Below are 24,917 nucleotides of genomic sequence, written 5' to 3' on the forward strand. Positions count from 1 at the left end.
CGGCCCCAACAAAAAATGCGCCCCTTCGGGCTAATGCCAGTCAGTTAAGCTGACTGGCATTTTTATTTCTGATCGGATACTTCGGTGATTTCAGCCGAATCGCCCGAGGATATACGCGCTCCTCACGTCGATGCGGCAGCACATAGTGCGGCGCTGAAGCATGAAGCTCGGCCAAATACTTGGGGATGTTCCCGGAACGGTCGGCGCAGACGCTGTTGATAAACCCCAGAATCGCCCAAGTGCAAGCGGTGAAGCTCATTTCGCTCGGATAAATGCCAGGACAGTGGCGACTCATTTCCACCATCTGATAACGCAACAAGTTGTAGCCTAACAATACGCCCCACAACTCTTGTTCGATCATCTCTGGCGTCTTGCTGCGCAGCGTATAACTGCTGTTGAGCAGCGTCTGTTTCATCTCTCGAAACCCTAGTTCGATCTCCCATCGCTGGCTGTACAGATCGACGATTTCGTCGGGCGGGAAGCGCAGCGGATCGCTCATCGAGGTCAGGATCTGACACATCTTGCCCTTTACGGTTTTGCTCAGCAGCCGTGCAGTCAGGCGCTCCGGCAGTCCCGGCCATTGCTTGCGCGCCTGCGGCGAGGTGCTCAGCGAAACCACCGCATCTTGACGCCCCAGACGCTGAATGACTTCGTACTGCGCACCTTTGCGCAGCGGCATCAGCCAATGTCGCTCGGTGCCCGCCTGCTGCCACTGATGCAGTAAACCCAAAGAATAAAAACCGCGATCAAACAGCGTCAGCGAGTGATCGGGCGTGGTTTCAATCAGCTTTTCCGCCAGTTTCATTTCGTTGCTGCGATAGCCATCAAAAGCACTGCCGATCAGCAAGTGACTGGTCAATTCCATTTGGCAAACCATACGCACCTGAGGAAAGCCCGTATCACCATGCTGATTGCTGGCGGAATCGTAACGCGCGCGGTTTTCGGCAGTATCGGGTGTTCGCCAGACGACGCCGTCGACGCCCAACAAACGCAAACCCGCCCACGTTGGGTGATCGGCCGCCTCATGCCAATTTTTCTGAGTCAGATCGAAGACCTGCCTTACCGCTTCGCTGCCCAATCTCTGACGGGCCTGGACTACGGCGCTGGGCGCCACCAGCGGACGCTGGCCCGGCAGCATGATGTTCATGCGACTAACCACATCCCATGCCGACATACGCCGGAAGAACGCCATGGAAATCACGCACCACAGCATCATTTCCAGCGGCAAGCGCCGCTTGCGCAGGGTCGCCACACCGGCCTGTTCAAGCGCCTGTTCGACCAAGGAAGGATCGAGCAAGGCATCCAATCCCTCGATGGCGTTGGGGGTAGAGGCGATGTTGTGGGTCAGTTCCAGTGCTCGAGCGAGACGCATAAAAAAATCCGATGCCAGTACGGCATCGGATTTTGATTTCTTGCGGCCAAAGGTCAAGCGAGAAGGCTTAACTGACTGGCATTAGCCCCTTCGGGCGCATTTTTTGTTCGGTCAACTATCGCCGATCAGGCAATCGCATCCCAGGCACGGTCACCGTTCTCGTCTTTGATCCGAGTCGGCAACCCCATCACGTCCAGCGCTTTCAGGAACGGCTCAGCCGGCAGTTCCTCGACGTTGGCCATGTGCTTCACATCCCACTCGCCACGGGCAACCAGCAGCGCTGCGGCTACAGGCGGTACGCCAGCGGTGTAGGAGATGCCCTGGCTGTCGGTCTCGGCGAAGGCTTCTTCGTGGCAGGCCACGTTGTAGATGAACAGCTCGCGTGGCTGGCCATCCTTGGTGCCTTTGACCAGGTCGCCAATGCAGGTCTTGCCGGTGTAGCCCGGTGCCAGCGAAGACGGGTCGGGCAGCACGGCCTTGACCAGTTTCAGCGGCACGACTTCCAGGCCTTCGGCGGTGGTGACCGGTTTTTCGGAGAGCAGGCCGAGGTTTTTCAGCACGGTGAACACGTTGATGTAGTGTTCGCCGAAGCTCATCCAGAAACGCACATTGGGCACGTCGAGGTTTTTCGACAGCGAGTGCACTTCATCGTGGCCGGTCAGGTACAGGTTCTGCGAACCGACCACAGGCAGGTCGTCGGTACGTTTGACTTCGAACATGGTGTTGCTGGTCCACTGGCTGTTCTGCCAGCTCCACACCTGTCCGGTGAATTCGCGGAAGTTGATTTCCGGGTCGAAATTGGTGGCGAAATATTTGCCGTGGGAGCCGGCATTGACGTCGAGAATATCGATCGAATCAATGCGGTCGAAATGCTTTTGCTGCGCCAGCGCGGCATACGCGTTGACGACACCCGGGTCGAAGCCCACGCCGAGAATGGCCGTGATGTTCTTCTGTTTGCACTCTTCCAGGTGGTTCCATTCGTAGTTGCCGTACCACGGCGGGGTCTCGCAGACCTTGCCCGGCTCTTCGTGGATGGCGGTGTCGAGGTACGCCACGCCCGTGTCGATGCAGGCACGCAGTACCGACATGTTGAGGAACGCGGAACCGACGTTGATGACGATCTGCGATTCGGTTTCGCGGATCAGTGCCTTGGTCGCTTCCACGTCCAAAGCGTTCAGCGCAAAGGCTTGAATCTGGGCGGGTACCTTGAGGCTACCCTTGGCCTTGACGCTGTCGATGATGGCCTGGCATTTGGAGATGTTGCGCGACGCGATAGCAATACGACCGAGTTCGTCGTTGTGCTGCGCGCACTTGTGGGCCACCACCTTGGCGACACCTCCTGCACCAATGATAAGAACGTTCTTTTTCAATTGCTTTATCTCTCCTTTATCTGTCCGCTTTACGAAAGGCTGGACAGGTAGTCGTCGTAACCAAATTCACGAACCACTTCGACTGTACCGTCGAGTTGTTTCACTACGATGGACGGCATTTTCAGGCCGTTGAACCAGTTTTTCTTGACCATGGTGTAGCCTGCCGTGTCGATGAACGACAGTCGATCGCCGATGGCCAGCGGCTGATCAAATTGGTACTCACCGAAGATGTCCCCGGCCAGGCACGACTTGCCGCACACCATGTAGGTGTGTTCGCCATTGCTTGGCGCCAGTTTGGCGTTGAGGCGATAGATCAGCAGGTCCAGCAGGTGGGCCTCGATGGAGCTGTCTACCACGGCGAGGTTCTTGCCGTTGTAGAGGGTGTCGAGCACGGTCACTTCCAGGGAGGCGCTGTTGGTGATCGCCGCTTCGCCGGGTTCCAGGTACACCTGCACGTCGTACTTCTGCGAGAACGCCTTGAGGCGCTGGCAGAAGGCGTCGATGGCATAGCCTTCACCGGTGAAGTGGATGCCGCCGCCGAGGCTGACCCAGTTGACCTTGTGCAGCAGCGCGCCGAAGCGTTCTTCGATGGTGTTGAGCATCTGGTCGAACAGGTTGAAGTCACCGTTCTCGCAGTTGTTGTGGAACATGAAGCCGGAGATCTGCTCGATCACGCCTTCGATCTTCACCGGGTCCCACTCGCCCAGACGGCTGAACGGGCGCGCCGGGTCGGCCAGCAGGTAGTCGGAGCTGCTCACCTGCGGGTTGACGCGCAGGCCGCGGGTCTTGCCTTCGCTGCGTTCGGCAAAGCGCTGCAGCTGGCTGATGGAGTTGAAGATGATCTTGTCGCAGTTATCCAGCATCTCTTCGATTTCATCGTCGGCCCAGGCCACGCTGTAGGCGTGGGCTTCACCTTCGAACTTCTGGCGACCCAGCTTCAGCTCGTACAGCGACGACGAGGTGGTGCCGTCCATGTATTCCTGCATCAGGTCGAACACCGACCAGGTGGCGAAACACTTGAGGGCCAGCAGAGCCTTGGCGCCAGACTGTTCGCGCACGTAGGCGATCTTCTGCATGTTGACCAGAAGCTTCTGTTTGTCGATGAGGTAGTACGGCGTTTTGATCATTTTCAGAGCCTGCGGCGGTGCCTGCCAAAAAAGGACACGCATTGTGCCCGCACTTGGGACAGATCGAAAGGTTAGTCAGCGGAATTTGCTGGCCCGGTTATAAGCTGGCCTGTGAATATGACAGCCCGTAGGTATGATGAGCCGCTTTGATAACGGACCACGGCTTCGGCGACGAGAGGTGAGAATGGACGCATGGACGCTGCATTGGCTGGAAGCTTCGGGGAGCCTGGCGCAGTTTCGCGCTGAGCTGATCCGTGAATGTGATGTCGCCTACGAGGCCATTGCGCAGATGATGCCGCCGCCGCGCCTGGACATTCTGATCCAGCGATTGCCGGGGGAGACACTTCCCGAGCTGGGCCTGGTGGGGCGTGCTTATCGCAGCACCCTGTTCAGCATGACCCTTGACCCCGACAACCCGAATTTCCTCGCCAGCCTGCAAAGCGGTGTATTGCGCCGGCACGTGGTGCATGAGGTTCACCATTGCCTGCGCATGGCAGGCCCGGGTTATGGCTGGACGCTGGGGGAGGCGATGGTCAGTGAAGGCCTGGCCGGGCAGTTTGTGCGACGGGTGCTGGGCAGTGAGCCAGAGTTGTGGGAGCGGGCGCTTGCCCCCCAGGAACTGCTGAGTGCCCCGGTAGACCGCCAGCTTCTCGAGGCCACGTATTACGACCACAGCGAATGGTTCTTTGGTACCGGCGCGCGGCCAAAGTGGCTGGGGTACACGCTGGGCTACCAGATGGTGGAAGCCTGGCTGGCAAAGCAGGGCGACGTGGACGCTGCCACATGGGTCAACGTGCCCGCCCAGGACATACTCGCCAACGCCGCCAAAGAGGGGCTGGTGGCCTGACGCTGAAACACAAAACCACCAAACAACCCCAATCCCCTGTGGGAGCCGTCGAGCTTTAGCGAGGCCGCGAAGGCGGCGGTACAGCCGACAACCAGGTTGCCTGACACACCGCTATCGCAGCCTCGCCAAAGCGGTGATCGTTCCCACGCTCTGCGTGGGAATGCCGCCTCGGACGCTCTGCGTCCATCGGGCGATGCAAGGTTCAAGTCTTGCGCAGTGGTGACGCAGAGCGTCACGGGATGCATTCCCACGCAGAGCGTGGGAACGATCAGCGTGGGAACAAAAAACGCATCTGCACTGACATCAAACCGTCATCTCCCCATCGCCTGACTGCCACATTCCCCCGTTACTGTCCTCGCCAATGAGATCGATCTCAAGCGAGTGACAATGACTGATTTGAAAGACGTAGCGCGGCTGGCCGGCGTATCCCGCGCCACCGCCGCCCGCACCTTTGCCTCCCCGGAACAAGTGCGCCCGGCTACCCGTGAGCAGGTATTCGCCGCCGCCCGCGAGCTGGGTTTCAGGCCCAACCTGCTGGGCCGCCAATTGCGCCTGCAAACCACCAACCTGATCGGCGTGGTGGTGCCCAACCTGCTTAACCCGGTGTTCGCCGAGCAGTTCCAGGCCATGGAGCGCGCCGCGCGCCTGCGTGGCTATAACCTGTTGCTGGCGACCACCGACTACAGCGCCGAGCGCGAAAGCAGTGTGGTGGAAGAACTGCTGCGCCAGCGTGTCGATGGTTTGGTGCTGACCGTTACCGACGCCGAAAGCAACAGCGTGCTCCACAGCCTGGCCACGGAAGAAACACCGTTCGTGCTGGCCTACCACCAACCCGACAACCCCAACTACAGCGCCGTCTCGGTGGATAACCGCGCCGGCATGGCCCTCGCGACCCGTTATCTGCTGGAAGCGGGCCATCGCCGGATCGCCATGGTCGCCGGCCCCGCGTTGCAGTCCGATCGGGCCCGCCTGCGCTACGCCGGGTATTGCGATGCCATGGGCGAGTACGGTCTCGATAGCCAACCCGTGATCGAAATGCCAGCCCACACCCAAGCTGAATTCGCCGCCATCGAACCCTTCCTGCACGGCCCCCGGGCCCCCACAGCGCTGGTGTGTTCCAACGATTTTCTCGCCATCAGCCTGATCGCCGAACTGCGTCGCCACGGCTGGAACGTGCCCGAACAACTCTCGGTGATGGGGTTCGACGGTATTTCCCTGGGCACCCAGATGCACCCGACGCTGTGCAGCGTGGTGCAGCCCATCGCGCTGTTGGCCAGCACCGTGATCGACCAACTGCTGGCGCAAATCGCCGGTAACCCACCGACTTCCCACTGCCTGCCGTGCCATGTCCGGCCGGGCGAAAGTACCCAACCCCATAAAGGAGACGCTTGATGAGCATGCTCAGTAAAACCCTGGCGGCATTGCTGCTGTGCGGCACGGCCAGCCTGGCCCAGGCCGCGGACACCGCGATTTGCTACAACTGCCCGCCAGACTGGGCGGACTGGGGCACGCAACTCAAGGCCATCGCAGCGACCACCGGCGTGCAGGTGCCGCTGGATAACAAGAACTCCGGCCAGTCCCTGGCGCAGTTGGTGGCCGAGAAAGCCGCGCCGGTGGCCGATGTCGTCTACTACGGCGTGACGTTCGGCCTGCAAGCGCAGAAGGCCGACGTGGTGGAGGGCTATAAACCCAAAGGCTGGGAGCAGATTCCCGCCGGCCTGAAAGACCCGGACGGCCAGTGGTTCGCGATTCACTCCGGTACCCTCGGCATCATGGTCAACGTCGATGCCCTGGGCGGGCTGCCGGTGCCGCAAAGCTGGGCCGACCTGCTCAAGCCTGAGTACAAAGGCATGGTCGGCTACCTCGACCCGTCCAGCGCTTTCGTCGGCTACGTCTCGGCGGTGGCGATCAACCGCGCCATGGGCGGCGACCTCGATAACTTCGCGCCGGCCATCGACTACTTCCAGAAGCTGGCGAAAAACGCCCCCATCGTGCCCAAGCAAACCGCCTATGCGCGGGTGCTCTCCGGCGAGTTGCCGATCCTGGTGGACTACGACTTCAACGCCTACCGCGCCCGCTACAAGGACAACGCCAATGTCGCCTTCGTGATTCCCAAGGAAGGCAGCATCAGCGTGCCGTACGTGATGAGCCTGGTGGCGAACGCACCGCATCGCGCCAACGGTGAAAAGGTCCTGGACTTCGTTCTGTCCGATGCGGGCCAGGCGCTCTGGGCCAAGGCCTACCTGCGCCCGGTCCGGCCCGTGCAGATGCCGGCGGACGTCGCCGCGCAGTTTCTGCCGGACAGCGACTACGCCCGGGCCGGCGTGGTGGATTACCAAAAAATGGCCGCCGTGCAGGAAGCCTTCGCCGCGCGTTACCTGAGTGAGGTCAAGTAAGTGAAGGCACTCTTGCGGCCAAATCCCGCCTGGGCACTGGCCCCGGCGTTTGCGGTGCTGCTTGCGTTCTGGTTGTTGCCGTTGGCGCACCTGATGGTGCTGGGCGGTGAAAGCCGCGACAGCCACGGCAGCGGTTACTGGCAAGTGCTGAGCAGCGCGCAATACCTGGGCAGCCTGGCGCAAACCTGCGTGCTCGCGGTGCTGGTGACGTTGGCGGCGCTGCTGGTGGGCGGCATCGCCGGTGTGTTTCTCGCCCGCCAGCAATTCTTCGGGCGTTCGGCGCTGGTGGCGTTGTTGACGTTTCCCCTGGCGTTTCCCGGTGTGGTGGTGGGTTTCCTGGTGATCCTGCTGGCGGGCCGACAAGGCTTGTTCGCCGCACTCGGGCTTCAGTTGGCCGGTGAGCGCTGGATCTTTGCCTATTCATTGGCAGGGTTGTTTGTCGGCTACCTGTACTTCTCGATTCCACGGGTGATCCTCACGGTGATGGCGGCGTGTGAAAGCCTCGACCGCAGCCTCGAGGAAGCGGCCCACTCACTGGGGGCCGGGCATTGGCGGGTGGTGTGCGACGTGATCGTGCCGGGCCTGGCGCCGGCCCTGGCATCCTGCGGGGCGATCTGTTTTGCCACGTCCATGGGCGCCTTCGGCACGGCGTTCACCCTGGGTACGCGGCTGAACGTGACGCCCGTCGCTATCTATAACGTGTTCACCAACTACGCCAACTTTGCGGTAGCCGCGGCACTCTCGGTGGTGCTCGGCGCGGTGACCTGGGCCGTGCTGTTGCTGACGCGGCGCCTGGTGAAAAACGCGGGGACGGTCCTGTGAAGCGCTCATCGCTGTTTGTCATCCAGTTGCTGTTTACCTTGCTGGTCTGCGCCTTCATGTTGGTGCCGGTATTGATGTCATTGCTGGCGGGGCTGACGCGTAATTTCTTCGTCGGCCTGTCCAGCGGCCTGACGTTCGACTGGTTGATTCAGGTATGGCAGGCCTACTCGCCGACGGTCTGGCTCTCGCTGCAACTGGCCCTGGCCTGTGCGGTGTGTGTCTGTGTGATCGGCGTGCCGGCGGCGTATGCCCTGGTGCGGATGAACAACCGCTTCAGTCGCGCCTTCGAGGAATTGATGGTGCTGCCGGTGGCCATGCCCGGCCTGGCCAGTGCCCTGGCGTTGTTGCTGACCTACGGCCAGTTCGGCGGGTTTCGCAGCAGCTGGTTGTTCATCCTGGTGGGGCACGTGTTGTTCACTTTGCCGTTCCTGGTGCGCCCGGTGATGGCGGTGATGCAACGCCAGCAGTTGCCGGTGCTGGAAGAGGCCGCTGCGAGTCTGGGGGCCGGTCCCCTGCGACGCTTCTTCAGTGTGGTGGTGCCCAACTGCCGGGCGGGGATTCTCGCCGGGGTGTTGATGGTCGTGACCCTGTCCCTGGGCGAGTTCAACCTGACCTGGATGCTCCACACGCCGATGACCAAGACCTTGCCCGTCGGCCTCGCCGACAGCTACGCCTCGGCCCGCCTGGAAATCGCCAGCGCCTACACCCTTATCTTTTTGCTGATGATCGTGCCGCTGCTGATTGCGTTGCAGGCCATCAGCGCTCGTCTGTCCCGTGGAGAGCGTCGATGACCGCTATCACCATTCGCCTGAAGGGCTGCCGCAAGGCATTCGCCGACGGCACCGTTGCCGTGCAGAACCTCGACCTGACCATCGAGGGCGGCGAAACCCTGGCCATTCTCGGCCCGTCCGGTTGTGGCAAAACCACCACCTTGCGTTTGATCGCCGGCCTTGAGCGTCCCGATGCAGGTCAGGTTTTTTTCGGTGACACCGACGTCACGCGCCTGCCCATCGAGCGCCGTGATGTGGGCATGGTGTTCCAGAATTACGCGTTGTTTCCCAACCTGGATGTGGCCGGCAATATCGTCTACGGCCTGAAAATTCGCGGCGTCGCGCCGGCAGAGCGCAACAAGCGCTGTGACGAGTTGCTGGAACTGGTGGGCCTGCAGAACCATGGCAAGCGCAGCATCCATGAACTGTCGGGCGGCCAGCGCCAGCGTGTGGCACTGGCGCGCGCGTTGGCGCCTCGGCCCAAAGTGCTGTTGTTGGATGAGCCGTTGGCCGCCCTCGATGCACAGTTGCGTGAGCGCCTGCGCAGTGAGCTGGACCAGCTATTGCGCGGCCTGGGCATCACCTCGGTGTTCGTCACCCACGATCAGGGCGAAGCCATGGCCCTGGGAGATCGCATCCTCGTGATGGAGCAGGGGCGTATCGCGCAACTGGCCAGCCCGCGGGAGATCTACCAGCAGCCGGCCAACGCGTTTGTTGCAGGCTTTGTGGGCAACCTGAATGCCTTTTCGGTGGTGGATCGCACGGCCCATGGCTTGAAAGTGTGCGGCGGCGAACTGCCGTGGCACGAAGCCCATCTGCCAGCCACCGTGTATTGCCGCCCCGAGCACCTGCGGGTGATGGAGAGCGAAGGGCACCTGCACGGGCATTTGCTGGCGCAGTTTTTCCAGGGCGCGCAAAGCCGCCTGCTGGTGGATGTCGGCGGCCCGCAACCGTTGCTGGTGGACAGCAGCGACAACCAGCTTCACGCCGTTGGCGCGCCGATTGCCCTGGCCATCGCCCCACACAAGCTGTTCACCCTGCATGCCTGACTTCAGAGAGCCTATTTTGAACCGTCCGTTTCTTGTTGCGCAGATCAGCGATCTGCACCTTAAAGCAGGTCAGCGCCTGACCTACGGCGTGGTCGATACCCTCGGTGCATTGCGCCGTGCCGTCGACCACCTGAATGCCAGTTACCCGAGGCCAGATATCGTGGTGATCAGCGGCGACCTGGTGGACTTTGGTCGCGCCGATGAATACGCCGTGCTGCACCCCGAGCTGGCCCGTTTGCAGATGCCTTGCTACCTGGTGCCGGGCAATCACGACAACCGCCAGCATTTGCTCGACGCCTTTGGTGATCACCGCTATTTGCCGGCGAGCGCCGACGGGCCGCTGGACTGGGTGGTGGACGACTACCCGGTGCGACTGATCGGCCTGGATTCGACGATCCCCGATGCCCATGGCGGCCAACTGCTGGACAGCCAATTGCAGTGGCTTGATCAGCAACTGGCGCTGCAGCCGCACGTGCCGACCCTGTTGATCTTGCATCACCCGCCGTTTATCAGCGGCATCGGCCATATGGACCGCGAGCCGTTCGTGAACGCCGCTGGGCTGGAAAAGGTCATCGCCCGTCACCCCCAGGTGGAACGCCTGTTGTGCGGGCATTTGCACCGGCCGATGCAGCGCCGTTTCGGCGGCAGTGTGAGCTGCGTATGCCCGGGCACGTCCCATCAAATCGTGCTGGATCTACAGGAGGCCGCGCCGGCGCATTTCAACCTGGAACCGGCGGGTTACCTCTTGCACCGCTGGGATGAACAGCAAGGGTTGGTCAGCCACAACGGCGTATTCGGGGACTACCCGGGGCCGTATCCGTTTTATGACGCTCATGGATTGATTGACTGAAGTTTCCCGGAGGTCCATCTCGCCCAACTTAATACCCGAGCACTTCTGAACAGTTGTTAACGCACCGGCCAACCGAAGTTTGGCCGAGTGCTTCCTGCTGCCTTTTTTATGCGCCCGCAACAGTGATTGCGCGCCGGAGTTCGTTCTGATGAAAGCCACACTACATGTACTAAGCGTATTGACCGGCGGCCTGGGCATGGCCCTGAGCCCCTTGGCCTCTGCTGATTTCCTGGGGGACAGCAAAGCCAACTTGAGCATGCGTAACTTCTACTTCAACAACGACAACCGCGACGGCGCCGCTGCACCGTCGAAGACCGAAGAGTGGGGCCAGGCGTTCATCCTCAACTACCAGTCGGGCTTCACCGACGGCACCCTCGGCTTTGGCCTGGACGCCATCGGCATGCTCGGCGTGACCCTCGACAGCAGCGCGGCGAAGCATGTCGGCAGCTCGATGATCCCCACCGATGATGGCAAGGCCGCGGACGATTGGGCCCGTGGCGGGGTGACCGCGAAGGCGCGCTTTGCCAAGACCGAGCTGCGCTACGGCTACCTGCGGCCGAACCTGCCGATCCTGGTGAGCAACGACGGCCGGCTGTTGCCGCAGTCGTTTGAAGGCGGGCAAGTCACCAGCAACGACATCGACAACCTGACCCTGATTGGCGGCCAGCTTGAGCATACGACGGGCCGCGGTTCCAGCGACGCCAGCGGCCTGGCGGTGGCCGGCGCGACCCAGGAAAGCAACAAGTTCACCTATGGCGGCGCCGACTACAACCTGACCAAAAACCTGCTGGTGCAGTACTACTATGCCAACCTTGAAGACTATTACCAACAGCACTTCGCCGGCCTGGTGCACGTATTGCCGATGGGCGACTACGGCTCGCTGAAAACCGATTTGCGTTACTTCAAGACCACCTCCGACGGCAAGAACGCAAGTGCCGCCGGGCGTGCCGATGGCTACAAGTTCGGCGGCTATACCAAGGGTGGAACCGGCGAGATCGATAACGACACCTGGAGCGCCGCGTTCATCTATTCCCTGGGGCCCCATGCGATCACGGCGGGCTACCAACGCGTGTCCGACGACAGCAACTTCGCCCAACTCAACCAGGGCGGCCTGGTGGGCAAGGGCGAGGCGGGCCCGAGTCTATACCTGTACACCGACCGAACCATCCAGACCTTCATCCAGGCCGGTGAGCGTACCGCTTTTGCCCAATACGCCTACGACTTTGCGGCGTTGGGCGTACCCGGCTTGAAGGCCTCGGTGATGTACCTCAAGGGCGACCATATCCTCACCACCAGCGGTAGCGATGGCAGCGAGTGGGAGCGGGATATTTCGCTGGATTATGTGGTGCAGAGCGGCACGTTCAAGAACGTCGGGTTCGGCTGGCGCAACGGCATGTCCCGCAGCGAAGTGGCACGGGACCAGGACCAGAACCGGGTGTTTGTGAACTACTCGATTCCGTTGATGTAAATCCTGAAGTCCATGCACCAGCCCTTGCGGCGAGGGCTGGTGCGTTCATAGCGACTTCATGTGCGTTGCATGCTCATCCTGTATCGACTCAAAACCGCAGCGCAGATAAAAGGCGGCGCCCTCGTGGGTGTCGGTAGACAGGCGCACAACACGGAACTGCTGCGCAGCGCGTTCCAGCAATTGGCCCACCAACGCCTTGCCTACATGCCGTTCCCTCGAAGCCTGTGCGACGTACACCCGGCGTAGCCTGCCAACGTCGGGCCCGGCGTAAGGGTCGCGGGACAAACCGCCAACGGCGATCAATTGCCCGCTATTGAAAACGCCCAAAAGACATTCGCCTGGCTGGTCGAACCGGTTGGAGCCGCTGTGCCACTCTGCAATCAGGCGCGTTAGAAATCTGAATCCTTCGGCGACGGCTTCTGCTTCCAGTATCAGGATCTCTTCGGGCAACGCCGAGAGGGTGCGTATCGACAAGCCGTTCGTTGATCTATCCACTGTATTGACTCAATTCCCTGTTCAATGCAGCGACTATAACGCTCTCCCGGGCCGCTGCTGTTCCATGTGGGGGCTTCCTGGGGGCTAGGGAAGCAAAAGTCTGCTGAGCGGCCGGGCACCGAAACAGACGCCGCCAGCTAGCAAAACGAAGGCCCAGCCACTCCCGCGCGTAGCAGCTGTCGAGCCCTAGCGAGGCTGCGTCGGCAGCACCTGGGCTTTCGTGCCAGGCATCGTACCGAGTCGCGCCCAACGCAGCCTCGCTGGGGCTCGACAGCTGCTACGTGCGTACGTGCATACGTGCGTGGAGCGCTCGGAGTGTGGAGTGTGGAGTGTGGAGTGTGAGCGCGATCATTCAAGCCGGGGCGGTGCATTTCATCATGAGTGGAACTTGTGATTATCTGGAATAAAATGAGTTTGTCTCACTATCGCTCGATCCCGACAATAGCTCCCATACACACACATTGGAGCTTTACGTCATGGCTGTTGCCCATTCCCTTGGATTCCCGCGCATTGGTCGCGATCGTGAACTGAAAAAAGCGCAGGAAGCGTTTTGGAAGGGTGAACTCGATGAAGCCGGCCTGCGCGCCGTAGGTCGTGAGTTGCGCAAGACGCACTGGGACCTGCAAAAGAAAGCCGGCATCGAGTTGCTGCCCGCCGGCGACTTCGCCTGGTACGACCAGGTGCTGACTCACTCGCTGATGTTCGGTGTGATCCCTGAGCGTTTCCGCCCGGCCGATGGCAAAGCCACCCTGCACACCCTGTTCGGCATGGCCCGTGGCGTCAGTGACAACTGCTGCGGCGGTGCCCACGCCCAGGAAATGACCAAGTGGTTCGACACCAACTATCACTACCTGGTGCCTGAATTCAGCGCCGACCAGCAGTTCCAGCTGGGTTGGGAGCAACTGTTCGACGAGGTCAAGGAAGCCCGTGACCTCGGCCACACCGTCAAGCCGGTGGTCATCGGCCCGCTGACGTACCTGTGGCTGGGCAAGGCCAAGGGCGGCGATTTCGACAAGCTCGACCTGCTGGACCGCCTGCTGCCGCTGTACGGCCAGATCTTCCAGCGCCTGGCGGACCTGGGTGTGGAGTGGGTGCAGATCGACGAGCCGATCCTGGTGCTGGACCTGCCGCAGGAGTGGAAAAATGCGTTTGAGCGTGCGTACAACCTGATCCAGCGTGACCCGCTGAAGAAGCTGGTGGCCACCTACTTTGGCGGCCTGGAAGAGAACCTCGGCCTGGCAGCCAACCTGCCGGTGGACGGCCTGCACATCGACCTGGTGCGTGCTCCGGATCAGTACCCGACCATCCTTGATCGACTGCCTGCCTATAAGGTGCTGTCCCTGGGTGTGGTCAACGGCCGTAACGTGTGGCGCTGCGACCTGGAAAAAGCCCTGGCCACCTTGCAGCATGCTCATGAGCGTCTGGGTGATCGCCTGTGGGTGGCGCCGTCTTGCTCCCTGCTGCACAGCCCGGTGGACTTGGGGCGTGAAGACAAGCTGGATGCCGAGCTGAAAAGCTGGCTGGCGTTTGCCGTACAGAAGTGCGAGGAAGTGGCGGTGCTGGCTCAGGCCGTGAATCAACCTGAAGCGCCAAACGTGATCGCCGCCCTGGCTGAAAGCCGCGCCGTGCAAGCTGCCCGTGCCGCTTCGCCGCGTATCCACAAGCCGGCGGTGCAAGCCCGCGTGACGGCGATCACCGCCAAGGACAGCCAGCGTCACTCGCTGTTTGCCCAGCGTATCGAGAAACAACGGGCTGGCCTCAACCTGCCGCTGTTCCCGACCACCACCATCGGTTCGTTCCCACAAACCGCCTCGATCCGCCTGGCCCGACAGTCGTACAAGGCCGGCAAGTTGAGCGAAGCCGAATACGTCGAAGCCATGCACAGCGAGATTCGTCACGCGGTGGAAGTGCAGGAAAACCTTGGCCTGGACGTACTGGTGCACGGTGAGGCCGAACGCAACGACATGGTCGAATACTTCGCCGAGCAACTCGACGGCTACGTGTTCACCCGTTTTGGCTGGGTGCAGAGCTACGGTTCCCGTTGCGTGAAACCGGCGGTTATTTTCGGTGACCTGAGCCGTCCGAAAGCCATGACCGTGGAGTGGATCCGCTACGCCCAAGGCCTGACCAACAAGGTGATGAAGGGCATGCTGACTGGCCCGGTGACCATGCTGATGTGGTCGTTCCCCCGTGAAGACGTAAGCCGCGAAGAACAGGCGCGCCAACTGGCCCTGGCGATTCGTGACGAAGTGGTGGACTTGGAAGCCGCCGGCATCAAGATCGTCCAGATCGACGAAGCCGCGTTCCGCGAAGGCTTGCCGTTGCGCCGGGCGCAGTGGAAGGAATACCTGGATTGGGCGACTGAAGTGTTCCGCCTGTGCGCCTCCGGCGTGCGTGACGAAACCCAGATTCACACCCACATGTGCTACAGCGAGTTCAACGATGTGATCGAGTCCATCGCGGCGATGGATGCCGACGTGATCACCATCGAAACCTCGCGCTCGGACATGGAACTGCTGGAGGCATTCGAAGCCTTCGCTTACCCGAACGACATCGGCCCGGGCGTGTACGACATCCACTCGCCACGGGTGCCGGATGCCTCGGAAATGGCCAATCTGCTGCGCAAGGCAGCCAAACGCATCCCGGCGGAGCGCCTGTGGGTCAACCCGGATTGCGGCCTGAAAACCCGCGGTTGGCCGGAGACTGAAGCGGCGCTGATTCACATGGTGACTGCGGCGCGTCAACTGCGGGCCGAACTGGCCTGATCCAAACACCCGGAATCACACGCCGGGTGGAGATCAAAAATGTGGGAGCGGACTTGCTCGCGAATACGGGGTGTCAGTCACTGAAGATGTTGACTGACCCACCGCATTCGCGAGCAAGCCCGCTTCCACATTGGCTCTGCGGCGTTATCAAAATCATGAAATTGCCAGCATCACCCCGCGCAGACTAGAATGCGATCAATTCTTAATTACGCCGGAGCCCCACCGCCCGGCGCGCCCCGGTGATCGGCATGTCGTCTCCCCTCAATCTGCATATCCAGGACCTGTACTGCGAACACCATGGATGGTTGCACCGTTGGCTGGACCGCAAGCTGGGGAATGCCAGCGATGCCGCCGACCTGGCCCATGACACGTTCATGCGCCTGCTCACCCGGCAAACCAGCACCCACCTGGGCACCGAACCACGGGCGTTGCTGACGCATATCGCCAAGGGCTTGATGGTCGACCGCTGGCGCCGCCAGGAGGTGGAACGCGCTTACCTGGAAACCATCGCCCACCTGCCCGAGCAACAGGTGCCTTCGCCGGAAACCCGCTGGCTGATTCTCGAAGCGCTGTACCGCATTGAGGCAATGCTGCGGGATCTGCCGGAAAAAACCCGCCAAGCCTTCCTGATGTCGCAGATCGACGGCCTGACCTATCAACAGATTGCCGATGCTTTGGGTGTGTCGCTGATTTCAGTCAAACGCTACATGCGCGATGCCTTCCTGGCCTGCCTGAGCGTGGCATGAGCCAGTCGATTGATCCGCTGATCCTCGGTGAAGCCGCCGACTGGATGGTGCAGTTGCAGTCCGGCAGCGCCACCGATGAAGACCGCCGCGCCATCGCCCAATGGCAGGGCCGCAGCGCCCAGCACGCCCAGGCCTGGCAACGGGCGCAGGCCGTTCTGGGGGACTTCAACAGCGTGCCGGCGGCGATTGCCGGCGATACCTTAAAACGCATGGGGCGCAAAAAATCCCTTGGCCGACGCCAGGCGCTTGGGTTGTTGCTGGCGGCGGGCCCGGCGGCCTGGCTGGCGTATCGGCAGGTGCCGTGGCAGCAGTGGACCGCTGACCAGCACACGGCCATCGGCGAACAAAAGAACCTCATCTTGCCCGACGGTACTCGCCTGCTGATCAACACCGGCACCTCGCTGAATATCGCGTTCTCCGATCAGGTGCGGCGTATCGAGTTGCTCAAGGGCGAAGTGTTGATCACCACCGCCAAGGACTCGGCCCAACGTCCGTTTATCGTCCAGACCCGCCACGGCTCCGCCCGCGCCTTGGGCACGCGGTTCAGCGTGCGGGTGGGCGAGCAGGCAAGTCGAGTGGCTGTGACCGAAGGCGCGGTGGAGTTGCTGGCGGAGCATGCCCGCCAGGGCGTGATCGTCAAGGCGGGCGAGCAGGGCGCCTTCAGTGCGGACCGTGTGGCGGCTGTCGAGCCCTTGGATGTCAGCGCCCTGACCTGGGAAAACGGCATGCTGCTGGCCCAGCACATGCGCCTGGCGGACCTGCTGGATGAGCTGGGGCGTTATCGCGCCGGCGTGTTGCGCTGCCACGACTCGGTGGCCAACCTCACGGTATCGGGCGCGTTTTCCCTGCGGGATACCGATGCCAGCCTGCATCTGTTGCAGGAAACCCTGCCGGTCAAGGTCAGCAGCCTCACCGGGTATTGGGTGACGGTCGAACCGCGCTGAATTTTTTTCAACATTCGCTGATACCTTTTTCGTTGTCGCCCGGTGTAGGGGAGAACCCTCAACATTGCTCCGCGCCGACAGGAATGCCCATGACCGCCAGACCGCTCCCGTACTGCCCCCGTCCGTTGAAGGCACTGAGCCTGGCGGTCGCCCTTGCTGCCATCGCGCCATTGCAGAACGCCCAGGCAGAAGAAGCAGCGCCAAGCAGTGCGGCGCGCAGCTATACCCTCGCGCCGGGGCCGTTGGGGAATGTGCTGGCACAGTTTGCGGCGTTGTCCGGGGTGCCGTTGTCGTTCGATTCCACGTTGCTCAACGATCAACAAAGCCCGGGGTTGCAAGGCAGTTACAGCGCGCAATCGGGCTTTGCCCAGTTGCTGCAAGGCAGCGGCTATACCCTGCAAGGCACCAGCGCCAATGGCTACACCGTGGTGCCCCAGGCCAGCGGCGATACGTTGGAACTGGGCGCCACCACCATCAGCGGCGAGGCGAGCGGCGCCCAGGCGGACACCTATGCGGGCGGCCAGGTGGCCCGCTCGGCGCGCCTGGGCGTATTGGGCAACCGGTCCATCAGTGACGTGCCGTTCAGCGTAGTCAGCTACACCTCGAAAACCATCGCCGACCAACAGGCGCGGACCGTGGGCGATGTGTTGCTCAACGACGCGTCGGTGCGCCAGTCGTCCGGGTTCGGCAACTTCTCCCAGGTGTTCACCATTCGCGGCCTGCCGCTGAGCACCGATGACATTGCATTCAACGGCCTGTACGGCGTGCTGCCCCGGCAGATCATCACCACTGAAGCCCTGGAGCGGGTGGAGCTGTTCAAGGGCCCCAACGCCTTCGTCAACGGCGTATCGCCTTCGGGCAGCGGGATTGGCGGCAGCGTCAACCTGGTGCCCAAGCGCGCCGAAGACACGCCGACCCGCAGCGTGACACTCGACTACGCCAGCGACAGCCAGACCGGCGGCCACATCGACCTCGGCCAGCGCTTTGGTGAAGACAATCGCTTCGGCGCCCGGGTCAACCTGGCCCGGCACGGCGGCGAAACCGCCGTGGACGACGAAAACAAAAGTTCGCAGTTGATCGCCGTTGCCCTGGATTATCGCGGCGATCGTTTGCGGGTCTCCACCGATTTTGGCTACCAGAAAGAGCGCATCAATAACGGCCGCTCGGTGGTTTACCTGACCGGCACCAAAGTGCCCAGCCCGCCGTCGGCCAAGGACAACTACGCCCAGGATTGGAGCTGGTCGGAGCTGGAAGACACCTATGGCATGGTCAACGCCGAGTATGACTTGAACGATAACTGGACCGCCTACGCCGCGGGTGGTGCCAAGCACACTCGGGAGAACGGCCAGTATTCGTCGCTGTATGTCGGCAACGATGGCAGCGCCAAGGTGGGCTTCCTGTATTCGCCCCATGACGAAGACAACAAAAGCGCCATGGCCGGCTTGAACGGGCACTTCGCGACGGGGCCGGTGACCCATCAGATGAACTTCGGGCTATCGGGGATCTGGGGCGAGCAGCGCTCGTCTTACGAGGCGATCCTGCAGGCCAACCGTCAACCCGGCAACCTGTATAACCCGGCGCAGACACCGCGGCCGACCAACACCTATTTCGGCAGTGATATTCACGACCCGCGTGTCGTCGGCAAGAACCGCATCAAGAGTGCGGCGGTGTCCGACACCCTGGGCTTTTTGGATGATCGGGTGCTGCTGACCCTGGGTGTGCGGCGCCAGACGATCGAGGTGGACAGCTGGAACACCGCCACAGGTGCGCGCGGTACGCCGTACTCCGAGTCCATCACCACGCCGGTCTATGGCCTGGTGATCAAGCCTTGGGAGCATGTGTCGTTCTACGCCAACCGTATCGAAGGCCTGGCCCAGGGCCCGACGGCGCCACTCACTAACGTCACCAACCCCGGCGAAGTCTTCCCGCCCAAGCGCAGCAAACAGACGGAAGCCGGGGTCAAGCTGGACTGGGAAAACTATGGCGCTACGCTGGGCGTGTACCGCATCGAACAGCCGAACAACGCGACCACCCGATTCCCGGGCCAGAGGCTCGATACCTTCACCGTCGACGGCGAACAGATCAACAAAGGCGTAGAACTCAACGTGTTCGGCGAGCCCATCGACGGCCTGCGTTTGCTGGCTGGTGCCACCTGGATGGACACCGAACAGAAGAGCACCTCCAACGGCGCCACCGACGGCAACCGCGCCGCCGGTGTGCCACGTTTTCAGTACAACGTGGGTGCGGATTGGGATGTGCCGGGCATCCAGGGGGCGGCGGTCAGCGCACGGATGCTGCGCACGGGTGGCGAATACGTCAACGCCGCCAACAGCCTGAGCATCCCGGCCTGGACCCGTGTCGACCTGGGCGCGCGGTATGGTTTCAAAGCGGATGACAAATACATCACCCTGCGTGCCAACGTCGAGAACGTGGCGAACAAGGCGTACTGGTCGTCGGCGTCGACGGCGAATAACTACCTGACTCAGGGTGAGCCGCGGACCGTGAAATTGTCGGCGACGGTGGATTTCTGAGCCTGGGAAAACCTATCGAAGTGAATGAAGACCTTGTGGGGAGAAAGCTTGTTGTGGTGAGGGGGCTTGTTGTAATGAGGGGCTTGTTGTGGCGAGGGGGCTTGTCCCCCGTTGGGCTGCGCAGCGGCCCCAAAAAAGCTGGGAGCGCTTCGCACTCCAACGGGGGACAAGCCCCCTCGCCACAAAGGTCCCGATGATCAGGTAGACCAGCATCGGATCATCAACACTACCTGTGTACGGCGGAAATACTCAAACACCTTCCGAAACTTTATAGATGTTGTTTAAAGTGATGATGAACTGTGTGGCGTGAGCGAGGAGAGGCTTGTGACGACTATCGAAAATGGAGCGCTGGCGGTTATCGAGTTCTGGAAGCAAGCGGGGCCCAAGCTCTGGTTTGCCAAGGACGAGGCATTTGACCAGCGTTTTCGCGAGGCTTTCTACACCGCACATTTGCAGGCGGCCCGGCGCGAGCTGGAGAGCTGGATGCAATCACCTGAAGGCGCGCTGGCGTTGCTGTTGCTGCTGGACCAGTTCCCGCGCAATACCTTCCGGGGCACGGCGCATATGTTCGCCACCGACCCGCTCGCGCGTTTGTACGCGCGGCAGATGGTCGAGGCGGGGATGGACACGTTGATCGAAACCCCGTTGCGGGCGTTTTGTTATTTGCCCTTCGAGCATTCTGAAGATCCCGAGGATCAACAGCGGTCGCTGGCCCTGAACAAGGACCTCGATGCCAATACCTATCGCTGGGCCAAGGAGCACGCCCGCATCATCGAGCGGTTCGGGCGCTTTCCTCATCGTAATGAGGTGTTGGCCAGGGTCACGACAGAGGAAGAGCGGGCGTTCCTGGAGGACGGTGGCTTTTCGGGCTAGGCCTCGGGTTCAGCAACAAAGTCTCTGACGCCCGCCTGACGAAAACGTCGAACGCCCTTGAGGTCAATCGCCCAACGCAGCGCTTCAGTCGCCGACGGACGTTCGCCTTGGGTAATCGCTGTCTCATCGGTGGTCAGTCTGCCAAGGTAGCCCTGCTTGCCGCCGCGTTCGCTCCAGTAGTGGGTGTGGCTGAGCCAGGACCTGGCGAGCCACCCTTTCCATTTGCCCACGGTGACCGGCAGGTCCAGCACGCCGGGGCCCATCACCGGGCTGACCGGGCCGCCGACGATGTCGCCAAACAGGCCCAGGGGCGCGGGGAAGTAGAGGTTGGTCCAGCGGGTCACGGCGAAGGCCGCGGCATGGTGCAGGTACAGGGGTGAAAATGGGCGACCGCCCAAGGTGAACGGAAGCCGACCACTGTAGCCGTAGCCCTTTTCGTCGAGTGTCGGCGGGCACGCAGGGACTTCGCGGCGTTCGATGCGGCGCTGGAAGTCGCTTACGCTGCGGCCCAGCAGCAGGCTGGCGTGGGCCATCGGGCTGCCGAGGGTAACCAGGTCGCTGATGCGCCACGGGTTGCCGAGGTTGCGTTGTTCGATAAAGGCTTGGGCCTGCTGCTCGCGAAACCTGAGAAGGCTTTGAAGGCGGCCATCGAGGGCGTTCCCGGCCTTTGGCAACGTGTCCTGCACCACCGGTTGCAGTCGCTCGTGGTTGGCGTAGCGGGCGGCGAGTTCCGGGTTGTTGGGGTGCAACTGGTCGTGATGTTCATGCCACAGGTAGCCGACGATGTCGTAGGCAATCACGCTGCCCAGGCTGTGGCCGACGACGATGATGCGGTCGTAATCGCCCTTGTCGTGCAGGGCGCGCAGCAGGTCGACGCCGTCGGCGCGGATCTGTTCGCGCACCACCACGTTCTGCGGGTTGGGGCTCAGGTAGCGGGCGGCGTCGCCGAGGTACGACAGCGCCGAGTACTTCAGGGCCAGGCCGATCACCGCCAGCAGCACCGGGATCAGGGCAAAGGGGTTGTCGTTGTGGGGAAAACGGCCATACAGCGTCGCCAGGGTGCCGCTGACCAGCAGCCCAAGCAGGACCAGCAAGGTCCAGCGGGTGGCGCGCCAGATTGGCACGATGGCCGTGGGAATATCTCGTCGCGGGCGTTTGAAAATGTCCCAGAGCCAACCGAGCAGATGCCCGACCTTGGTGCCCTGCATCTTGTGAGCCCAGTAATACTCATAGAAATCGGTGCTGTTGCGGCCCGCCGACTTCAACACGCGCAAGTCGAAATTGCGCGAAAACCGGTCGGGTTTGCTCCAGTAGAAAGGCGTCGCTTCGGGGGTGTCCGTCGGGATCACCGCTTCCACGAAGCCGCGCAGGGTGTCCATCGGGCGCTGCTCGCCGATTCCGTGGATGACGACTACCGCTTGTTTCATCTGTTGATCGTTCCTTGATCTGTTTTCGGGGGCGTTACGGGCGGGGTGCAAGGGGCCATAGTATTGCCATTATCGATGGTATTCCAGCCAGGAATGCCCCCATAAAAACCGCGCATTTTATTTGCGCGACGCGATCTCGTAGTGTGGTGCTCCCACCAAGGAGATGTCGCCGTGAACCATCGCCCGCTGAGCCTGTACGTTGACGCCCACTTCACCAGTCCCTACGCGATGTCGGCGTTCGTGACCCTGCGGGAAAAGGGCCTTGAATTTGAACTGCTCACCCTGAACCTCGACACGGCCGAGAACCAGACCGAAGCGTTCGCTCAGTTGTCACTGACCGGGCGCGTACCGACCCTGGTGCAGGGTGAGTTTGCGCTGTCCGAGTCGTCGGCGATTACCGAGTACCTGGAAGATGTGTTCCCGCAGGTACCGGTGTACCCGGCCGAACCCCGCCAGCGGGCGAGGGCGCGGCAGGTGCAGGCGTGGTTGCGCAGTGACTTGATGCCGATTCGGCAGGAGCGTTCGACCCTGGTGGTGTTTTACGGGCTTAAGGGCGAAACGCTGTCGCCAGTTGCTGAAGCGGCGGCCCACAAGCTGATCAGCGCGGCACAGGCGCTGTTGGCCGACGGCCGCGACTACCTGTTCGGCGCGTGGTCGATTGCCGACGTGGACCTGGCGGTGATGCTCAACCGGTTGATCCTCAACGGTGACAGCGTGCCCGCCAACCTGGTGGCCTACGCCCAGCACCAATGGCAACGGCCTTCGGTCCAGGAATGGGTCAAGCAGGCACGACCGTCGCTGTAGTCACCTTCTCAATTACTAAGTGAATCCTGGTCCATGAATATACTGTCGAGTGACTCCCGCCTGCCGTTGTATCAACGTTTTCGGGATCATCTGATTGAGCAGATTGCCAATAATCACTGGCGTGCCGGTGCGGCCATTCCTCCCGAAGCGGTGCTGTCCACCCAGTACCAACTGTCCACGGGCACCGTGCGTAAAGCGATCGAGGCATTGGTCGGTGAAGGCATTCTGGAGCGTCAGCAAGGGCGGGGTACGTTTGTGCGCCGTCCGAAGTTTCAGTCGTCGTTGTTCCGGTGTTTCCGCTTCCAGGGCCCGGGCGGCGAATGCCAGTTGCCCCAGAGCCGGATCCTGTCGGTCAAGCCGGTAAAGGCGCCGTTGTCGGTGAGCGAGGTGCTGGGGTTGGCGCCGGATGCGCCGGTGATTTGTATTGTGCGAGTGCACGTACTCGACACGGGGCCAGTGCTGGCCGAAGAAATCTGGTTGCCCCGCGCGCGGTTCCAGGCACTGCTGGACGTGGACCTGACCCGGCAGGGCTTGTTGCTGTACCCGACGTACGAAGAAGTCTGCGGGCAAGTCGTGGCGTCTGCCGAAGAGGCCCTCACCGCCGAGTCCATCGATGACGTGTGGGCGCGCTGGCTGCAGGTGCCGGTGGGCAGCCCGGTGATGGTGATCGAACGGCTGGCCCGGGATTACGCCGGTCAACCCCTGGAGTTGCGACGCGGTCGTGGCCACGCCGAACATTTCCGTTACCGCGTGGATATTCGCTGAACGGGTAGCGCGGCGCTATTCGGCTTCCAGCAGCACTAACCAGGTTTGCACCACCCGCCGGTCAAGGTCTTCCCAGTCGGCCATGCCCAGCACCCGGGTGGTGTTCAAACCGCGCAAGTAACCGCGTAGTTGCTGGGCGATGGCGTGGATCACTTCAGGTTCTGCGGCGTTATCCAGCAGCACGTCCTCATAATCGACCAGGTAATCGGCAACCCGCTCGCGAAACTCCGGCAGCACGGCTTCACGGATGCGATCGAAGGTTTTCTGGTGGGGCTTCATAGGCGTTCCTTATCGTTTTGTGTGAGGCGGCCTGCACGACACTATTGCTCTAGATAATAGTCACCATCAAGTATTGCGAGTTCTGTTTTTCTGAAAAAGGAGGACAATTGCCATCATTGAACATGATGTGTAAGGACGCTGCGATGAGGACTTTTACCGGATGGGCGCTGATGGCGCTGCTGATGAGCTCAATGGTTGGCTCTGCGTCGGCCGGGGCCCTTCAAGCCAGCCACCTGGCGCCAATCGTCGCCAGCCCGGTGGGTTTGCAGCATTCGCAGACGGTCGGCGTGCTCTACAGCGACAACACCCTCGACAACCTGCAGTACCTGGGGCGCTATCACGACATGGCGCTCAATGGTGCCAAGGGCCAACTGGACGAGCAGATCCGCCAGGCCTTCGTCGACAGCTCCGACCCGGACCTGGCGATTGACTGGCTGATGACGTCGTTGCGGCACACCTTTGCTTCAGTCACCCGTTACGACAACCTGGATGCGCTGTTGCAGGCCCACCCGGATGTGGTGGTGATGCTCGACACCTACAACCAGTTGCTGACTCAGCACAATGACTTGGTGGAGGCGCGGTTCGTGGCCAAATTCTATGACCTTGACCTGCAATACATCGCCAAAGCCGAGGGCTCGATGCAAATGCACTTGCCTAATGTGTGGGTACATGACAAAACGGCGCCCCAGATCGCTGCACAGATTGGGCAGCAGCGCGACGTTCAGTTGAATGCGTTGAAACAGTTCGATGCCTCGCTCAAAGCGCTCGTCGCCGCAGGCTAACGCCCACTTCGTTTATTTTTCAGGAATTTCTATGCGCTTGTTGTTCGTGCCAGCGATGGCTTCTGCTGCTTTATTGATGACGGGCTGCGCGTCTGCCCCTAACGCACCGACCCTGACGCTGCAAACCAGCAAGTCTCCCGATGCGTATGTTGAGTGCGTGGTGCCCAAGTTCGAGAAGAACGGCATGACCTCCACGGTCACGCAGAACTCTCGGCATGCGCGGATCGTGGTGAGCAGCAAGATCGCCGCCGACAACATTCTGGAAGTCTACAAATCCCAGGATGGCGGCAAGGTGTTTTTGTATGAGCGCAAACCGTTGGCGTCGGCGTTCAAGCCGTCGCGGTTCGAGCATGCGGCGCAGGATTGCCTGTAATCGACCGGCGCCGGTCTGTCGGCTGGCGGGGATTTAATGTGGGAGCTGTCGAGCTCCAGCGA

At 61.6% G+C, this 24,917-nt stretch carries 23 protein-coding genes; 17 read left to right on the forward strand and 6 right to left on the reverse strand.

Annotated features, from left to right (window positions below):
• Positions 1–40 precede the first annotated feature (40 nt).
• From ACUN0G_RS27060 to ACUN0G_RS27070, 3 genes are all read right to left on the reverse strand, one after another.
• Positions 41–1,372 carry an IS4 family transposase gene (locus tag ACUN0G_RS27060; RefSeq protein WP_445575516.1) on the reverse strand — a complete coding sequence of 444 codons (1,332 nt, stop codon included), beginning with the start codon at positions 1,370–1,372 and terminating at the stop codon, positions 41–43.
• A gap of 125 nt (positions 1,373–1,497) precedes the next feature.
• Positions 1,498–2,742, reverse strand: a complete 1,245-nt coding sequence (locus tag ACUN0G_RS27065) for a saccharopine dehydrogenase family protein (RefSeq protein ID WP_017475085.1) — start codon at positions 2,740–2,742, stop codon at positions 1,498–1,500.
• Positions 2,743–2,771: 29 nt separating this feature from the next.
• Positions 2,772–3,869, reverse strand: a complete 1,098-nt coding sequence (locus ACUN0G_RS27070) for a carboxynorspermidine decarboxylase (RefSeq protein ID WP_003211413.1) — start codon at positions 3,867–3,869, stop codon at positions 2,772–2,774.
• Positions 3,870–4,053: 184 nt separating this feature from the next.
• On the opposite strand from ACUN0G_RS27070, the gene ACUN0G_RS27075 reads away from it, so the two are divergent.
• The 8 genes from ACUN0G_RS27075 to ACUN0G_RS27110 all read left to right on the forward strand — a co-directional run bounded on the left by ACUN0G_RS27075 (position 4,054) and on the right by ACUN0G_RS27110 (position 12,071).
• Entirely contained in the window at positions 4,054–4,716 is a 663-nt protein-coding gene (locus tag ACUN0G_RS27075) for a DUF2268 domain-containing putative Zn-dependent protease (protein ID WP_445574806.1), read from the forward strand.
• Positions 4,717–5,103: 387 nt separating this feature from the next.
• On the forward strand, positions 5,104–6,108 hold the full coding sequence (locus ACUN0G_RS27080; RefSeq protein WP_445574807.1) for a LacI family DNA-binding transcriptional regulator: 1,005 nt from the start codon (positions 5,104–5,106) through the stop codon (positions 6,106–6,108).
• Positions 6,108–7,112: an ABC transporter substrate-binding protein gene (locus ACUN0G_RS27085; RefSeq protein WP_258346444.1), complete on the forward strand. Its 1,005-nt coding sequence runs from the start codon at positions 6,108–6,110 to the stop codon at positions 7,110–7,112. Before ACUN0G_RS27080 ends, ACUN0G_RS27085 begins: the two co-directional genes overlap by 1 nt.
• Positions 7,113–7,934, forward strand: a complete 822-nt coding sequence (locus ACUN0G_RS27090) for an ABC transporter permease (protein WP_063030943.1) — start codon at positions 7,113–7,115, stop codon at positions 7,932–7,934.
• Positions 7,931–8,725 (forward strand): ABC transporter permease, encoded by a 795-nt coding sequence (locus tag ACUN0G_RS27095; RefSeq protein WP_017475090.1) that lies wholly within the window; start codon positions 7,931–7,933, stop codon positions 8,723–8,725. The genes ACUN0G_RS27090 and ACUN0G_RS27095 overlap by 4 nt, the downstream gene beginning before the upstream one ends.
• Positions 8,722–9,753, forward strand: coding sequence for an ABC transporter ATP-binding protein (locus ACUN0G_RS27100; RefSeq protein ID WP_226476155.1), 1,032 nt, complete (start codon positions 8,722–8,724; stop codon positions 9,751–9,753). Before ACUN0G_RS27095 ends, ACUN0G_RS27100 begins: the two co-directional genes overlap by 4 nt.
• A 16-nt stretch (positions 9,754–9,769) precedes the next feature.
• Positions 9,770–10,603 (forward strand): phosphodiesterase, encoded by an 834-nt coding sequence (locus tag ACUN0G_RS27105; RefSeq protein WP_445574808.1) that lies wholly within the window; start codon positions 9,770–9,772, stop codon positions 10,601–10,603.
• Positions 10,604–10,751: 148 nt separating this feature from the next.
• Positions 10,752–12,071, forward strand: a complete 1,320-nt coding sequence (locus tag ACUN0G_RS27110; RefSeq protein ID WP_421552493.1) for an OprD family porin — start codon at positions 10,752–10,754, stop codon at positions 12,069–12,071.
• 45 nt (positions 12,072–12,116) lie between these two features.
• On the opposite strand, the gene ACUN0G_RS27115 is transcribed toward ACUN0G_RS27110, so the two are convergent.
• The gene (locus ACUN0G_RS27115) at positions 12,117–12,566 is read right to left on the reverse strand and encodes a GNAT family N-acetyltransferase (RefSeq protein WP_445574809.1); all 450 of its coding nucleotides are present in this window, start codon (positions 12,564–12,566) and stop codon (positions 12,117–12,119) included.
• Positions 12,567–13,042: 476 nt separating this feature from the next.
• On the opposite strand from ACUN0G_RS27115, the gene metE reads away from it, so the two are divergent.
• The 5 genes from metE to ACUN0G_RS27140 all read left to right on the forward strand — a co-directional run bounded on the left by metE (position 13,043) and on the right by ACUN0G_RS27140 (position 20,425).
• Positions 13,043–15,331 (forward strand): 5-methyltetrahydropteroyltriglutamate--homocysteine S-methyltransferase, encoded by a 2,289-nt coding sequence (metE, locus tag ACUN0G_RS27120; RefSeq protein WP_445574810.1) that lies wholly within the window; start codon positions 13,043–13,045, stop codon positions 15,329–15,331.
• A 248-nt stretch (positions 15,332–15,579) separates the two neighbouring features.
• Positions 15,580–16,077 (forward strand): sigma-70 family RNA polymerase sigma factor, encoded by a 498-nt coding sequence (locus tag ACUN0G_RS27125; RefSeq protein WP_445574811.1) that lies wholly within the window; start codon positions 15,580–15,582, stop codon positions 16,075–16,077.
• Positions 16,074–17,021 (forward strand): FecR domain-containing protein, encoded by a 948-nt coding sequence (locus ACUN0G_RS27130; RefSeq protein ID WP_445574812.1) that lies wholly within the window; start codon positions 16,074–16,076, stop codon positions 17,019–17,021. The genes ACUN0G_RS27125 and ACUN0G_RS27130 overlap by 4 nt, the downstream gene beginning before the upstream one ends.
• Before the next feature lie 89 nt (positions 17,022–17,110).
• Positions 17,111–19,552 carry a TonB-dependent siderophore receptor gene (locus ACUN0G_RS27135; RefSeq protein ID WP_445574813.1) on the forward strand — a complete coding sequence of 814 codons (2,442 nt, stop codon included), beginning with the start codon at positions 17,111–17,113 and terminating at the stop codon, positions 19,550–19,552.
• 324 nt (positions 19,553–19,876) lie between these two features.
• Entirely contained in the window at positions 19,877–20,425 is a 549-nt protein-coding gene (locus tag ACUN0G_RS27140; RefSeq protein ID WP_445574814.1) for a DUF924 family protein, read from the forward strand.
• On the opposite strand, the gene ACUN0G_RS27145 is transcribed toward ACUN0G_RS27140, so the two are convergent.
• Complete coding sequence (locus ACUN0G_RS27145; RefSeq protein WP_445574815.1) at positions 20,422–21,852, reverse strand: hypothetical protein; 1,431 nt, start codon at positions 21,850–21,852, stop codon at positions 20,422–20,424. The genes ACUN0G_RS27140 and ACUN0G_RS27145 overlap by 4 nt on opposite strands.
• 171 nt (positions 21,853–22,023) lie before the next feature.
• Between ACUN0G_RS27145 and yfcF the strand changes: the two genes are divergently transcribed.
• On the forward strand, positions 22,024–22,656 hold the full coding sequence (yfcF, locus tag ACUN0G_RS27150) for a glutathione transferase (protein WP_445574816.1): 633 nt from the start codon (positions 22,024–22,026) through the stop codon (positions 22,654–22,656).
• 33 nt (positions 22,657–22,689) lie between these two features.
• Positions 22,690–23,421 carry a GntR family transcriptional regulator gene (locus tag ACUN0G_RS27155; RefSeq protein WP_076017067.1) on the forward strand — a complete coding sequence of 244 codons (732 nt, stop codon included), beginning with the start codon at positions 22,690–22,692 and terminating at the stop codon, positions 23,419–23,421.
• A 15-nt stretch (positions 23,422–23,436) separates the two neighbouring features.
• On the opposite strand, the gene ACUN0G_RS27160 is transcribed toward ACUN0G_RS27155, so the two are convergent.
• Entirely contained in the window at positions 23,437–23,700 is a 264-nt protein-coding gene (locus ACUN0G_RS27160) for a hypothetical protein (RefSeq protein ID WP_258346428.1), read from the reverse strand.
• A 143-nt stretch (positions 23,701–23,843) separates the two neighbouring features.
• On the opposite strand from ACUN0G_RS27160, the gene ACUN0G_RS27165 reads away from it, so the two are divergent.
• Together ACUN0G_RS27165 and ACUN0G_RS27170 are read left to right on the forward strand one after the other, a co-directional pair.
• Positions 23,844–24,482: an ATPase gene (locus ACUN0G_RS27165; RefSeq protein WP_445574817.1), complete on the forward strand. Its 639-nt coding sequence runs from the start codon at positions 23,844–23,846 to the stop codon at positions 24,480–24,482.
• A gap of 31 nt (positions 24,483–24,513) precedes the next feature.
• Entirely contained in the window at positions 24,514–24,855 is a 342-nt protein-coding gene (locus ACUN0G_RS27170; protein WP_258346426.1) for a hypothetical protein, read from the forward strand.
• The last annotated feature ends 62 nt before the right edge of the window (positions 24,856–24,917 follow it).

It is taken from the genome of Pseudomonas sp. 32A, from assembly GCF_052682255.1.

What these genes read in the sequence shown, in the direction of transcription:
- ACUN0G_RS27060 (WP_445575516.1), bottom strand. Translation starts at nt 1,372, where the DNA reads ATGCGTCTCGCTCGAGCACTGGAACTGACCCACAACATCGCCTCTACC.
- ACUN0G_RS27070 (WP_003211413.1), bottom strand. Translation starts at nt 3,869, where the DNA reads ATGATCAAAACGCCGTACTACCTCATCGACAAACAGAAGCTTCTGGTC.
- ACUN0G_RS27075 (WP_445574806.1), top strand. Translation starts at nt 4,054, where the DNA reads ATGGACGCATGGACGCTGCATTGGCTGGAAGCTTCGGGGAGCCTGGCG.
- ACUN0G_RS27080 (WP_445574807.1), top strand. Translation starts at nt 5,104, where the DNA reads ATGACTGATTTGAAAGACGTAGCGCGGCTGGCCGGCGTATCCCGCGCC.
- ACUN0G_RS27085 (WP_258346444.1), top strand. Translation starts at nt 6,108, where the DNA reads ATGAGCATGCTCAGTAAAACCCTGGCGGCATTGCTGCTGTGCGGCACG.
- ACUN0G_RS27100 (WP_226476155.1), top strand. Translation starts at nt 8,722, where the DNA reads ATGACCGCTATCACCATTCGCCTGAAGGGCTGCCGCAAGGCATTCGCC.
- ACUN0G_RS27110 (WP_421552493.1), top strand. Translation starts at nt 10,752, where the DNA reads ATGAAAGCCACACTACATGTACTAAGCGTATTGACCGGCGGCCTGGGC.
- metE (WP_445574810.1), top strand. Translation starts at nt 13,043, where the DNA reads ATGGCTGTTGCCCATTCCCTTGGATTCCCGCGCATTGGTCGCGATCGT.
- ACUN0G_RS27125 (WP_445574811.1), top strand. Translation starts at nt 15,580, where the DNA reads ATGTCGTCTCCCCTCAATCTGCATATCCAGGACCTGTACTGCGAACAC.
- ACUN0G_RS27130 (WP_445574812.1), top strand. Translation starts at nt 16,074, where the DNA reads ATGAGCCAGTCGATTGATCCGCTGATCCTCGGTGAAGCCGCCGACTGG.
- ACUN0G_RS27135 (WP_445574813.1), top strand. Translation starts at nt 17,111, where the DNA reads ATGACCGCCAGACCGCTCCCGTACTGCCCCCGTCCGTTGAAGGCACTG.
- ACUN0G_RS27145 (WP_445574815.1), bottom strand. Translation starts at nt 21,852, where the DNA reads ATGAAACAAGCGGTAGTCGTCATCCACGGAATCGGCGAGCAGCGCCCG.
- ACUN0G_RS27155 (WP_076017067.1), top strand. Translation starts at nt 22,690, where the DNA reads ATGAATATACTGTCGAGTGACTCCCGCCTGCCGTTGTATCAACGTTTT.
- ACUN0G_RS27160 (WP_258346428.1), bottom strand. Translation starts at nt 23,700, where the DNA reads ATGAAGCCCCACCAGAAAACCTTCGATCGCATCCGTGAAGCCGTGCTG.
- ACUN0G_RS27165 (WP_445574817.1), top strand. Translation starts at nt 23,844, where the DNA reads ATGAGGACTTTTACCGGATGGGCGCTGATGGCGCTGCTGATGAGCTCA.
- ACUN0G_RS27170 (WP_258346426.1), top strand. Translation starts at nt 24,514, where the DNA reads ATGCGCTTGTTGTTCGTGCCAGCGATGGCTTCTGCTGCTTTATTGATG.